Source organism: Luteimonas endophytica (assembly GCF_029887875.1).
GTDB lineage: Bacteria > Pseudomonadota > Gammaproteobacteria > Xanthomonadales > Xanthomonadaceae > Luteimonas > Luteimonas endophytica.
The window spans coordinates 164,663-177,470 of sequence record NZ_JARXRM010000028.1 but is presented as its reverse complement, the minus strand read 5'-3'; the positions used below and the strand labels follow the sequence as shown (position 1 = coordinate 177,470).

10 protein-coding genes and 1 riboswitch are annotated in these 12,808 nt (G+C 69.9%); of the genes, 3 read left to right on the top strand and 7 right to left on the bottom strand.

Features of this window, described 5'->3' with window-relative positions:
- Nucleotides 1-15 precede the first annotated feature (15 nt).
- Complete coding sequence (locus QFW77_RS08225) at nt 16-1,647, bottom strand: electron transfer flavoprotein-ubiquinone oxidoreductase (protein WP_280574002.1); 1,632 nt, start codon at nt 1,645-1,647, stop codon at nt 16-18.
- 258 nt (nt 1,648-1,905) lie between these two features.
- On the opposite strand from QFW77_RS08225, the gene QFW77_RS08220 reads away from it, so the two are divergent.
- Entirely contained in the window at nt 1,906-2,496 is a 591-nt protein-coding gene (locus QFW77_RS08220) for an alpha-ketoglutarate-dependent dioxygenase AlkB family protein (protein ID WP_280574001.1), read from the top strand.
- 162 nt (nt 2,497-2,658) lie between these two features.
- Here the strand turns inward: QFW77_RS08220 and QFW77_RS08215 are convergent, their stop codons facing one another.
- From QFW77_RS08215 to metF, 4 genes are all read right to left on the bottom strand, one after another.
- Complete coding sequence (locus QFW77_RS08215; RefSeq protein WP_280574000.1) at nt 2,659-3,570, bottom strand: branched-chain amino acid transaminase; 912 nt, start codon at nt 3,568-3,570, stop codon at nt 2,659-2,661.
- A 104-nt stretch (nt 3,571-3,674) separates the two neighbouring features.
- Complete coding sequence (locus tag QFW77_RS08210) at nt 3,675-4,925, bottom strand: M12 family metallo-peptidase (RefSeq protein WP_280573998.1); 1,251 nt, start codon at nt 4,923-4,925, stop codon at nt 3,675-3,677.
- 245 nt (nt 4,926-5,170) lie between these two features.
- Complete coding sequence (locus QFW77_RS08205) at nt 5,171-5,758, bottom strand: DUF4124 domain-containing protein (protein ID WP_280573997.1); 588 nt, start codon at nt 5,756-5,758, stop codon at nt 5,171-5,173.
- Nucleotides 5,759-5,812: 54 nt separating this feature from the next.
- Complete coding sequence (gene metF / locus QFW77_RS08200) at nt 5,813-6,652, bottom strand: methylenetetrahydrofolate reductase [NAD(P)H] (protein WP_280573996.1); 840 nt, start codon at nt 6,650-6,652, stop codon at nt 5,813-5,815.
- Between the two features lie 118 nt (nt 6,653-6,770).
- Here metF and QFW77_RS08195 point away from each other — a divergent pair, with 118 nt between their 5' ends.
- Entirely contained in the window at nt 6,771-7,898 is a 1,128-nt protein-coding gene (locus tag QFW77_RS08195) for a GGDEF domain-containing protein (RefSeq protein WP_280573995.1), read from the top strand.
- A 92-nt stretch (nt 7,899-7,990) separates the two neighbouring features.
- On the opposite strand, the gene ahcY is transcribed toward QFW77_RS08195, so the two are convergent.
- The gene (gene ahcY, locus QFW77_RS08190) at nt 7,991-9,445 is read right to left on the bottom strand and encodes an adenosylhomocysteinase (RefSeq protein WP_280573994.1); all 1,455 of its coding nucleotides are present in this window, start codon (nt 9,443-9,445) and stop codon (nt 7,991-7,993) included.
- A 50-nt stretch (nt 9,446-9,495) separates the two neighbouring features.
- Nucleotides 9,496-9,592: riboswitch (S-adenosyl-L-homocysteine riboswitch) on the bottom strand.
- Between the two features lie 206 nt (nt 9,593-9,798).
- Here ahcY and QFW77_RS08185 point away from each other — a divergent pair.
- The gene (locus tag QFW77_RS08185; protein WP_280573993.1) at nt 9,799-11,517 is read left to right on the top strand and encodes a LysM peptidoglycan-binding domain-containing protein; all 1,719 of its coding nucleotides are present in this window, start codon (nt 9,799-9,801) and stop codon (nt 11,515-11,517) included.
- A 16-nt stretch (nt 11,518-11,533) separates the two neighbouring features.
- On the opposite strand, the gene metK is transcribed toward QFW77_RS08185, so the two are convergent.
- A complete protein-coding gene (metK, locus tag QFW77_RS08180; RefSeq protein ID WP_280573992.1) occupies nt 11,534-12,754 on the bottom strand; it encodes a methionine adenosyltransferase in 1,221 nt (406 codons plus the stop codon).
- Between the last annotated feature and the right edge of the window lie 54 nt (nt 12,755-12,808).

Genomic DNA, 12,808 nt, shown 5'->3' with positions numbered 1-12,808 from the left:
AAATGCGGTGGGCCGTTAGAGATTCTGGTAATTCGGCCCCGAGCCGCCCTCCGGCGCGACCCAGGTGATGATCTCGTACGGGTCCTTGATGTCGCAGGTCTTGCAGTGCACGCAGTTGGCGGCGTTGATCTGCAGGCGCCTGCCGTGCTCGGCGGCGGCGTCCTCGACGATCTCGTAGACCGCGGCCGGGCAGAACCGGGTGCAGGGGTTGCCGTACTCCTCCGCGCAACGGGCCACGCAGACCTCGGTGTCGTGCACGATCAGGTGGACCGGCTGGTCCTCGTCGTGCTCGGTCGCGGCGAAATACACCCCGGCCAGGCGGTCGCGCGGCGGCAGGTCGCGCCGGACGTAGTCGCGCTCCGGCTGCTCGTGTTCCCCGAGCTTGTCGAGCGCGCACCAGTCCGCGCTCACCTTCAGCGTCCACGGCGACAGCCCGGCGGTGGCGGTCTCCCAGGCGCCGTTGGCGAGGCCGAACCACAGGCCCTTCTTGAAACCGGGCTTGATGTTGCGGACCTTGCGCAGTTCCTTCATCGCCTCGGAGGCGCGCAGTTTCGCGTCGAACCCGGCCGGCTTCAGCTCTCCGGCCGCCAGGTGCTCGGCGGCGAGCATGCCGCTGCGAATCGCCTGGTGGGTGCCCTTGATCTTGGGCACGTTGAGCAGGCCGGCGGTGTCGCCGATCAGCAGCGCGCCGGGCATTTCCACCTTCGGCAGCGACTGCCAGCCGCCGGTGACGATGGCGCGAGCGCCGGCCGAGAGGATATTGCCGCCGTCCAGCAGCGGCTTGACCGTCGGGTGGTGCTTCCACTGCTGGAACGCCTCGTAGGGCGCGTAGTTGGGGTCGGCATAGTCCAGGCCGCTGACGTAGCCGATCGCCACCTGGTCGTTCTCCAGGTGGTAGATGAAGCTGCCGCCGTAGGTGCGGTTGTCGGCCGGCCAGCCGAGCGTGTGCACGATCTTCCCCGGGCTGCCGCGCCCGGCCGGCAGCTGCCAGAGTTCCTTGATGCCGATCGAATAGGCCTGCGGGTCGCTGTCCGCGTCCAGCGAGAAGCGCTTCACCAGGCGCTTGGTGAGGTGGCCGCGGGCGCCTTCCGCCAGCACCGTCACTTTCGCGCGGATATCGATGCCCGCGGTGTAGCCGGGCTTGCGCGCGCCGTCCTTCGCAATGCCCATGTCGCCGATGCGCACCCCGATGACGGCGCCATCGTCGTCGTGCAGGGTTTCGGCGGCGGCGAACCCCGGAAAGACCTCGACACCCAGCGCCTCGGCCTGCGGCGCCAGCCACGCGCACATCGCACCGAGCGAGACGATGAAATTGCCGTGGTTGCGCATGCCGGGCGGGACGATCGGCGCCTTCCGGCCGCCATCCTTAGACAGCAGCCAGAACTCGTCCTCCGCGGCCGGCACGCACACCGGCGGCGGATTGTCGCGCCAGCCGGGCAGCAGCGCGTCGAGCGGGCCGGGCTCGATCACCGCTCCCGACAGGATGTGCGCCCCGATGGTGCTCGATTTCTCGATCACGCAGACCGAGATGTCCGGGTTCAGCTGCTTGAGGCGGATCGCGAACGACAGCCCTGCGGGCCCCGCGCCCACGGTCACCACGTCGTACTCCATCACGTCGCGCGCTTCGGCTTCGGCTGGCTGGTTCATGCTGGCTTCCCGGATGGCATCGGGCGATTGTCGCGGGTTTGCCGCGGGCCCGGCAAATCGCGCGGCGACGCGCGCAGTCCGCGCAGGGGTGCGACACTGTCACCAACAACAGCCTGCGCCGTGCCCGTGGCGGCGGCGGTGAACAACCGGAACAGCGGCCGCTCGCCGCGGGGACCGGCGGCCGGCACTGGCGTACCGCTGGCCCGGCCCGCGTTCCGCCGTGCACCGCGGAGGCCCTGCGCGAGCCGGAGACGACCTTTGCCCCTGACCCCGATCGCACTGCCAGGCGCCGACCTGGCCTTCGATTCCGCCTGGCTCGGCCCGGCGCGGGCCGACGCGCTGTTCGCGAGGCTGTTGGCCGGCGTCGAGTGGCGGACGCACCGCATCCGCATGTTCGGCCGCGAGGTGGACAGTCCCCGACGCAGCTGCTGGATCGGCGACCCGGGCGCCGGCTACCGGTATTCTGGCGCGCGCTTCGAACCGCATCCCTGGCCGAGGGCCCTGTTGCCGCTGCGCGCGCGGCTGCGGGATGAAGTCGGCGTCGATTTCAACAGCGTGCTGGCCAATCTCTATCGCGATGGCAGCGATCGGATGGGCTGGCACTCGGACGACGAGCCGGAACTCGGCCCGCGACCCTGCATCGCCTCGGTCAGCCTGGGCGCCGCCCGGCGCTTCCTGCTCAAGCATCGCGAGGGCGGCGAACGCCTGGCGGTGGAACTGCCGCACGGCAGCCTGCTGCTGATGCGCGGCGACACCCAGCGCCACTACCGGCACGCGCTGCCGGCCACCGCGCGTCCGCTGGGGCCTCGGATCAACCTGACCTTCCGGCGGGTCGCGGTCGACAGGTGAAGCCTCGGAACGTCGAACGAGCGGGCGCCTCCGGTTGGGTTGGCGGTGATCCCGGGCGCGGCCGGTCGCGCCGGCCTTCGCGGGCATGGCACGCTCCTACGGATCTCGACCGCGGCGGCGGGGTGCCGCGGTCGTGTTGCGCGGTGCCCGGTTGGCCCGCGGCTACACGTGCTCGAGCCAGCCGTGGCGGTCGGGTGTGGTGCCGTCGAACAGACCGAAGAACAGCGCCTGCAGCCGCTGGGTCACCGGGCCGGGGCGGCCGCTGCCGACCTGGCGGCCGTCGACCGAACGGATCGGGGTGATCTCGGCGGCGGTGCCGCACATGAACAGCTCGTCGCACAGATACAGGTACTCGCGCGGCAGGTCGCGTTCGACCACTTCCAGACCCTCCTCGCGCGCCAGGGCGATCAGGCTGTGGCGGGTGATCCCGTCGAGCAGTGCGGCGCTGGAGGGCGGCGTGTGCAGCACGCCATCGAACACCAGGAACAGGTTTTCCCCAGCGCCCTCGCTCAGCAGTCCGGTGGAGGCCAGGGCGATGCCCTCGCCGAACCCGAGCCGCCGCGCCTCGCGCGCGATCAGTTGTCCGGACAGATAGTTGCCGCCGGCCTTGGCGCCCGCCGGAATGGTGTTGGGAGCGAAGCGCTGCCAGCTGGACACGCAGGCATCGATGCCGGTCTCCAGCACGCCTTCGCCCAGGTAGGTGCCCCAGGTCCAGGCCGCCACGGCCACGTCCACCGGCGTCTCCGCCGACAGGCCGAAGCCGCCGAGGCCCCGAAACGCCACCGGGCGCAGATAGGCCGCGCCGAGTGAGTTACGCACGAGCACCTCGCGACACGCGGCGTTGAGTTGCTCCAGCGTATGGGGGATATCGATCTCGTGGATCTTCGCCGAGGCGAACAGCCGGCGGTTGTGGTCGGAGAGGCGGAAGATCGCCGGACCCTGCGGGGTGCGATAGCTGCGGATGCCCTCGAACACGGACGAGCCGTAGTGCAAGGCGTGGGCCATGACGTGGGTGGTGGCCTCGGCCCAGGGCTTGATGGCGCCGTTGTGCCAGATCCATTCCGGGTACTGCATGGGGCCGCCTCGTTGGGGACGGCGCATTCTGCCAGAACGGCGGCCCGCACCGCGCGGGCCGCCTGGGGCGGCGAGGGAGGCCCGGCACCGTGGCCGGGCGGGACTCAGCGGAAACCGGCCACGGTGCCGCGACGGCCGTTGAGCAGTCGTGCGTTGTCGTGCCGGGCAGTGGTGCCCATGGCCGCGCCCCCGTAGGTGCGGTTCGGGTTGGACCAGTAGTTGATGCGGCTGCACCCCGACGAACAGTTGTAGGCCATGATCGTGCGCCACGCCGATCCAGGATGCAGGTACCCGTGCCCGTAGGCGTAGGTGGTGTTGTTGGCCGGCGCCTCGGGATTGTGGTGGGCGCCGAAATTGTGGCCGATCTCGTGGCCGAAGCTGTAATAGCCGGTCGCGCAGCTGTAATGCACCACGCTGAAGGCGCTGTTGGCGTTCGAGTTCATGTAGCCGATGCCGCAGGAGGAGCTGTTGTTGATCACCAGCACGTTGACGTCGGCGGCGATGCTGTTGCGGGTGGCGTGCCAGCCGTCGAGCTGGCCGTCGCCGTTGGCGGCGAAGCGGTACAGGTCGTTGCTGAACCCGGCGCTGTTGTAGGCCGTGGTGTAGACCCCGGCCAGCTGCAGGGTGACCTGTACGCCGCTGTTGGCGAAACCCTGGTTGCTCTCGGCCACCGCCAGGTTGGCGAATCCGGTGACGTCGCCGATGGCGCTGGCCGCGGAGTTGGCCACCAGTACGCCGACCCGGATCACGGTGTTGGCCTTGTCGGCGAGCATGGCCGGATCGAGTTCGATCGCCGATGCGGGCCGGGGCCGGTAACCTGCGGGATGGTCCGCCGGCATCAGCGCTTCGTCGACGCGGGCGACGACGTGGCCGCCGCCTGCGAGCGGGCTGATCCTGTAAAGGCGGGCGCCGGCGCGCACCGTGCCGGTGAGGCGATCGCCGTTGCGCACGATCAGCACCGAGGCCTCGGGCGCATCGGCCACTTCCGCATCGCCGAACAGCCGCAGCCGCGCGCGGGTCTCGTCGGCGTCGAGCAGGCCCGACCAGACGATGGTCCCGTCGGGGTTGCGGTAGGCGATCTGTCGCTCGCCGCGCACGGTCAGGCCGGGCTCCAGCTCGAGCAGCAGCAACTCGGTGGACTCGGCGACCTGCGCGGCGTTGGCCGCCACCAGGCGGCTGGCGACCACGGCCCGATCGGCCCGGATCGCGGTCAGCACCCGGTCCGAACCGGCCGTGGCCGCGACGCTTTCGGGCAGTGGCGAGAACAGGGTGGGGGGCTCGGCGGCGCTGGCATCGGTGCCGAGGCAGGCGGCAAGCGCAAGCGCGAGGGCCGCTGAAAGCTGGCGTTGGGACATGACTCTCTCCGGTTGGGGACCGGGGCGCACCGCGCGCACCGGCGGCGGGATCGCGAAATTGCGGGGGAAACGCGAGCCCTGCAGCGACGCTACGCCCGCGCCGCGTCGCTCACCATGGTGTCCGTGCGCTTCTGTGAAATGACGCCTGAACCGCTGTGACGCACGCCGTTGGGAGATTCAACGATGTGATGACGCCTTCACGGCAGCGCGGAGGGGAAGGCGCGTCGAACGCCCCGCTGCTGCCTTCAGAGGCTGACCCACCAGCAGTCCATGTGCCGTCGCAGGCCGAAGATGGTCCGCACCGGCGCCGCGCTGTCGCCCGCGGTCTGTTCCACGCGCAGCGCCACCGGGCGGCGGTCGCCCGCCACCCGCACGCTCGAATCCGCGGTCACCCGTGCGCTGATGCCGGCCCGCTCCACCACCACCACCGGCGTGGCCGGGCGCAGCGCCACGATATCGACCAGAGGCTGCTGCACGATGCGGTCCAGCCGGTCCATGGTGCCGTAGCCGGCGCGGTGCGACATGCCCGGCCAGTGGTACACGCCGGCCAGGCGGTTGACGTCGCGGCTGTCGATGGCCACGGTCATCTCGTGGATCAGGTCGTGGAGGTTGCGGGCGCAGCCGCCACGGTAGCCGCGGGCCTGGCCACCGCTGCCGTCGCGCGGCAGCCGTTCCACCGCCCCGAGATCGCTGCACTTGCGGTCGGTGTAGACCGTGCCCCCATCCGCAGTGGTGCAGCGGTTGATCTGCGCCGCGGCCGGTTCCGCGGCGAACACGAACAGCGCCGAAACCAGGACGGCGATCTGGGCACCGATGATCGGGCTGCGGGGCATCGCCCCAGCGTAGCGCCGGCGGCCGGCACCGGGAAGTGGAACGGCGGCGCCCGTTCAGGCTGGTCTGCGCTCGCCCAGCCGATCGAGCAGCGTCTGCGTCGGCCGCGCCAGGTTGAGGGTGTAGATGTGCAGGCCGGGCGCGCCGCCGGCGATCAGCCGCTCGCACAGCCCGGCCACCACGTCGGCACCGAAAGAGCGCACCGACTCGGCGTCGTCGCCGTAGGCCTGCATGCGCCTGCCGATCCAGCGCGGAATCTCCGCGCCGCAGGCTTCCGAGAAACGGCGCAGCTGGGTGAAGTTGGCGATCGGCATGACCCCCGGCACGATCGGAATCCCGATGCCGGCCTTCCGCGCCGCATCGACGAAGTGGAAATAGGCGTCGGCGTTGTAGAAGTACTGGGTGATGGCGGCGTCGGCCCCGGCCTCCACCTTGGCCTTGAAGTGGCGCAGGTCGGCGAGCGCGTCGTCGGCCTGGGGGTGGGTCTCCGGGTAGCAGGCCACCTCGATCCGGAAGGCGTCGCCGAACTCGGCGCGGATGAAGGCCACCAGGTCCGAGGCGTAGCGCAGCTCGCCGGGGTGGCCCATGCCGGAGGGCAGGTCGCCGCGGAGGGCGACGATGCGGCGGCAGCCGATCGCGCGGTAGTGCTGCAGCAGTTCGCGGATCTCGGCGCGGGTGCCGCCCACGCAGGACAGGTGGGGTGCCGCTTCGAGGCCGTGCACCTGGTGAAGCCGGCGCACGGTTTCGGGCGTGTAGCTGAGGGTCGAGCCGCCGGCGCCGAAGGTGCAGGAGACGTATTCGGGTCGGTATTCGCTGAGCTTGCGTGCGCTGCGATCCAGCTGCGTGCGCTGGTCCTCGTTCTTGGGCGGGTAGAACTCGAAGGAGATCGGGGTCATCGCGGCAGGCGGGGCGGGCTCCCGTGAATGGTATCGCTTTATCGCGATGGAAGTGAATCGCGGGTGCCCCGCGGCGCGGCAAGTGCCGCCGGCGGCCGGTTCCGCTTACCCTGCATGGATGCCCGAACGTCCCGTCGCCCAGGAACGCAGCCGACTGCGCGCCCGCAACCTGCTCGTCCAGGAGGTGGCCGAGACCCGGCAGCGCGCCAGGCTCGGCGGCGGGTTCTACGGCATTGCCGCAGCGCTCGCATTCGGCGTGACCGGCTTCGCACCACCGTACCGGTGGTCCGGGCTGCTGGTGGTCGGGACGCTCGTGTTGCTGGCGGTGGCGCGGGTGCTGCTACCGGTGCCCGCCGCACCGGGCGAAGCGGAGGCGCGTCGCTACCTGCGCAGGATCTGGGGCGTGATCCTGGCGACCGCGGTGGCGTGGGGCTCGTTCAGCGCATGGAGCCAGACGACGCTGCCGGCGCCCGCGCCGCTGATCACGCTGCTGTTCTCGGGAGCGTTCGGCATGGCGATCGCACATACCCTGTGCATGCGCCGGCTGCCCGCCGCGATCGCGATCGCAGCCGTGATGGCGCCCACCCTGGTGGTGCTCTGGGGGGAGGTGGCCTTCGGCGTCGGCGCCACCTGGCTGGTCTACATGGCCTACATGTTGCTGGTGATGGGGCGCAGCCACCGCGAGTACTGGGAGCGGCTGGAACTGGAGGAAGAGCTGCGCCAGCAGCGCGACGTGTTCGCCACCCAGAGCCGCGTCGACGGCCTGACCGGGCTGCCCAACCGGCGCGAGTTCTCCGAATCCCTCGAACGCGCGATGGAGGCGGCAGGGGGCGGCCAGTCGCTGTCGCTGCTGATCCTCGACATCGATCATTTCAAGCGGATCAACGACAGCTTCGGCCACCTCGCCGGCGACGCCTGCCTGCTGCGGTTCGCGGGCCGGCTGCGCGAGGCGTTTCCCGGCGAGGGCGAACTGTGCGCGCGGCTCGGCGGCGAGGAGTTCGGCGTGGTGCTGCCGGTCGACCGCGCCACGGCGCGCGCCCGCGCCGAAGGCTTCCGCGAGGCGCTGGAGCGGGTGCCGCTCGAGTTCGACGGCGTGCAGCGGACGGTCACCGCGAGTATCGGCTGCTGCGGCTTCGATGTGCGGCGGCATGCGGATGCCGACGCGCTGTACCGGGAGGCGGACGCGGCGCTCTACCGCGCCAAGGTCGGCGGCCGCAACCGCACCGAGTGCGCGCCCGCCGCTTGAGCCGTCGCGGCCAGCCGCGCCGATGCGCCTGAAATGAAACGGGCGCCTCGCGGCGCCCGTTTCAGTGTATCCGGCCTGTCCGGCAGCCGCGCTCAGTACCGGTAGTGCTCCGGCTTGAACGGCCCGTCCACGGGCACGCCGAGGTACTCGGCCTGGTCCCGGGTGAGCTTGGTCAGCTTCACGCCGATCTTCTCCAGGTGCAGGCGCGCGACCTCCTCGTCGAGCCGCTTGGGCAGGATGTAGACCTTGGGATCGTAGCGATCCTTGTTGGCCCACAGGTCGATCTGCGCCAGGGTCTGGTTGGCGAAAGAGTTGGACATCACGAAGCTCGGGTGGCCGGTGGCGCAGCCCAGGTTCACCAGGCGGCCCTCGGCCAGCAGGAAGATCGCGTGGCCGTTGGCGAAGACGAACTTGTCGACCTGCGGCTTGATGTTGATCGTCTCCACGCCGTCCAGCGCCTTCAGCGCATCCACCTGGATCTCGTTGTCGAAGTGCCCGATGTTGCAGACGATGGCCTGGTCCTTCATCGCCTGCATGTGCTGCACGGTGATGATGTCCCTGTTGCCGGTGGTGGTGACGTAGATGTCGGCGCGGCCCAGCGTGTCCTCGATCGTGGTGACCTCGAAGCCCTCCATCGCCGCCTGCAGCGCGCAGATCGGATCGATCTCGGTGACGATCACCCGGGCCCCGTAGGCGCGCAGCGATGCCGCGCAGCCCTTGCCGACGTCGCCGTAGCCGCAGACCACCGCCACCTTGCCGGCCAGCATCACGTCCAGGGCGCGCTTGAGGCCGTCGGCCAGCGACTCGCGGCAGCCGTACAGGTTGTCGAACTTGCTCTTGGTGACCGAGTCGTTGACGTTGATCGCCGGCACCAGCAGCTTGCCCTGCTCGGCCAGCTGGTAGAGGCGGTGCACGCCGGTGGTGGTCTCCTCGGAGACGCCCTTCCAGTCCTTGACCACGGTGGTCCAGAACCCCGGCCGCTCCTGCTGCACGCGCTTGAGCAGGTTCTTGATCACCTGCTCCTCGTGGCTGGAGGAGGAAGACCCGACCCAATCGCTGCCGTTCTCGAGCTCGTAGCCCTTGTGGATCAGCAGGGTCACGTCGCCGCCGTCGTCCACCACCATCTGCGGGCCGAGAAAGCCGCCCTTGCCGTCGGGGAAGCTCAGCGCGTCGAGGGTGCAGTCCCAGTACTCCTCCAGCGTCTCGCCCTTCCAGGCGAACACCGGGGTGCCGGTGGCGGCGATCGCCGCGGCGGCATGGTCCTGGGTGGAGAAGATGTTGCAGGAGGCCCAGCGCACGTCGGCGCCGATGTCCTTGAGGGTCTCGATCAGCACCGCGGTCTGGATGGTCATGTGCAGCGAGCCGGTCACGCGCACGCCCTTGAGCGGGGCGGCGGCGGCGTGCTTGCGGCGGATCGACATCAGGCCGGGCATCTCGTGCTCGGCGATGTCGATCTCCTTGCGGCCCCAGTCGGCCAGGGAGATGTCGGCGATGCGGTAGTCGCCGCTGGACGAGGTGTCGGCGGCTGGCTTGGCGACAGCGTTCATGGGTTCTGCTCCGGTTCGTGGCGCCCGCGCGGAACGCGGGGCCGGATGAAGGCAACCGGGCGCCGTTGATGCGTGGAACCCGCCGAGCCTGGCCGTGCTTCGCCTGCATGAATAGGCAGGCGGCCGGTCGCAGCGCCCCTCGGCGGACCCGGCGATTATATCGCCTCTTGCGGATGGAAAGATGGCCGGGTCGCCGTGTCCGCCCGGGCTGGGCCGGGCGCCAACGCCGTTTGCGACGCCGGCGCTGAACGGCGGGCGCGCACACGCGCCCCGGCTGGGGGCAACCCCAGGTTCCGTGCGCCGACGCCCGGCGCCACACTGGGTCCTTCCGAATCCACGAACCGAGGTTCGTCATGGCCGTGACCGCGATCGACGGCGGCGGTTCCACCGCTGGCCCGCCCCAGGATCTCTCCCAGGTCCACCGCTTTGCCGCAGGCGAGAGCCTGACGTCGCTCGCCGAGCGCTACGGCGTCACTCCGCAGGCGATCCGCGAGGCGAACCCGCAGATCTTCCAGGAAGCCTCGCAGATCCGACAGCAGAATGCCCGGGAGACCGGCAGCGTCATCTACACCGGAGAGGAAGTCACCATCCCCGCGCCGCCGATGAGCGTGGGCGAAGACCCCATCACCGGCGAGGCCGACCACCCCTCGCTCGACTGGGAGGTCGGCGTCGAGGTGGAGGGCGAGCTGGGCGGCAGCGTGACCTGGAACCCCGACGGCGGTGAGATCACCCTCAGCCAGAGCCAGACGCTGGCACCGCCAAGGCAGACCGAGAATTCCCCGGTGCGGGTCGAAGCCAGCCGCCAGACCGACGTCACCCTGGGCACGAGCAGCAGCGACGGCACCACCTCGTTCACGGCCTCGACCCGCGCAAGCACGTCGTTCAGTACCGAGGTCGAAGCCGGCCGCCGCAGTGGCGGGTTCGAAGCCGAAGCCAGCGCGGGCAGCGGGTTCACTGCCGAGTACAAGGTCACCCTGCCGGGCGAGAACCGGCCGGTGACCGAGGCGATGGGCGTCAACCCGTTCGACCCGACCACGATTCCGGTCGGCGGCAGCGTGACGCTGAACGGCGAGGCATTCGCCGAGACCGAGCTGGCCGGTTCCTTCCGCTACATCGGAACTGAGACCGCGATCGAGAATTCGGCCGGGGTCAGTTACAGCGTCGCCCGCACCGACCAGCACACGGTGACCGTGACCATGGGCCCGACCGAGGCGATCGAGGCCTTCAACGGCGTTGGTGTGCGTGCCGGCGACCTGTCGGTGATGGTCGGACGCCAGGACAATCTGTCGGGCGCCACCCTGCGCACCGCCGAGTTCGACATCTCCACGCCCGGCGGGCAGGCCGCGTATGCGCACTTCAGCGCCACCGGCCAGGTCGCGCACGAGACCCCGGGTGTCGACAACGTGGCTACCATCGAGCGGGTCGACTACTCCTCGCAGACCCAGCTGCGCGCCGATCTGGGCCCGGTGAGCGCTTCCTTCGGTGGCCCGCAGAACCTGGGCAGCGTGGTCCAGACCACCTATCCCGACGGCTCCTACGCGCTGACCACGGAACTGCAGTATTCGGGCAACGTGCCGCTTCAGGTCACCCAGCGCTTCGACGCTGCGGGCGACGAAGTGGTCACCGAGCGCTCCTACCAGTTCACCATCGACGGCGACCGGCCGGAGTACGGCTGGTTCGACCGCTTCCTGGGGGCGAACGAGGGTGCCGAGGAGGACATGATCGCCTCCAATCTCAACCTTGCGCTGACCGGCAACCCGGATGGGGCTGGCCCGGTCGAGGCCGGCGACAAGACCGAGATCGTTTTCAGCGAGGGCCAGCTGCAGGCGCTGATGTCGCAGACCCGCAGCGCTGGCGAAGTGTTGCATCCGAGCAGCCCGCTGAACCTGCTGGTTGGCGGCAGCGATGGCCAGCCGCCCGCGACGACATTCGATTTCGCCGTGGCGATGGCCCGCAACCTGGGCGGTGACCCGTACGGGTTCGCGGATCGGCTCGCCCAGGTTTCGCAGATGGCCGACGGCGACGTGCGTAACGGGTGGGATCGAATCGACGCCGAGGTGCGGACCCCGTAAGTCCGGTGCGGCCCGCTTACCTGATCCCGGCGGCCTTGCGCAGCTCTTCGGCGCGGTCGGTCTTCTCCCAGGAGAACGCGGTCGCGGTCTGCTGCTTGCCGGCGCCGTCGAGGTAACCCACCTCCTTCGGTTTGCGGCCGAAGTGGCCGTACGCCGCCGTCGCCTGATAGACCGGGTGGATGAGGTCGAGCATCTTGACGATGCCGTACGGGCGCAGGTCGAAATGCGCACGGATCAGCTTCTCGATCTTCTCGTCGCTGATGTGGCCGGTGCCGAACGTGGTCACCGAGATCGAGGTCGGCTCGGCGACGCCGATCGCGTAGCTGACCTGCACTTCGCACTTGTCGGCCAGGCCCGCGGCGACCACGTTCTTGGCGACGTAGCGCGCGGCATACGCGGCCGAGCGGTCGACCTTGGACGGGTCCTTGCCCGAGAACGCGCCGCCGCCGTGACGGGCCATGCCGCCGTAGGTGTCGACGATGATCTTGCGGCCGGTCAGACCGCAGTCGCCGACCGGTCCGCCGATCTCGAACAGGCCGGTCGGGTTGATGTGCAGCTTCCGCTTCGGCAGCGCGTCCATCCACTTCTTCGGCAGCACCGGCTTGAGCACGTGCTCGCGCACGGCCTCGATCAGATCTTTCTGGCGGATGCCGGGATCGTGCTGGGTCGACAGCACCACCGCGTCCAGTCCGACGATGCGGTTGTCGCTGTCGTAGCGCAGGGTCACCTGGCTCTTGGCGTCGGGGCGCAGCCACGGCAGCGGCGAGTTCTTCTTCTTGCGCACCTTGGCCTGCTGCTCGACCAGGCGATGGGCGTAGTAGATCGGCGCCGGCATGTACTCCGGCGCCTCGTTGCAGGCGTAGCCGAACATCAGCCCCTGGTCGCCGGCGCCCTGTTCCTCGGGCTTCTTGCGGTCCACGCCCTGGGCGATATGGGTGGACTGCTTGCCGATCAGGTTGAGCACGCCGCAGGTCTCGCCGTCGAAGCCGACCTGCGAGCTGTCGTAGCCGATACCGGTGATGACCTTGCGTACCAGCGCCTCGAGATCGACCCAGGCGGTGGTGGTGACCTCGCCGGCGACGATCGCCACGCCGGTCTTGACCATCGTCTCGCAGGCCACCCGGGCGCGCTTGTCCTGGGCGAGCATCGCGTCCAGCACGGCGTCGGAAATCTGGTCGGCGACCTTGTCGGGGTGGCCTTCCGAGACCGACTCTGAAGTGAAGAGATAGCTGGACATCGACTTGTATCCCTGTATTCGGATGAAAGGATGGCCGGCATGATACCGCCTCGC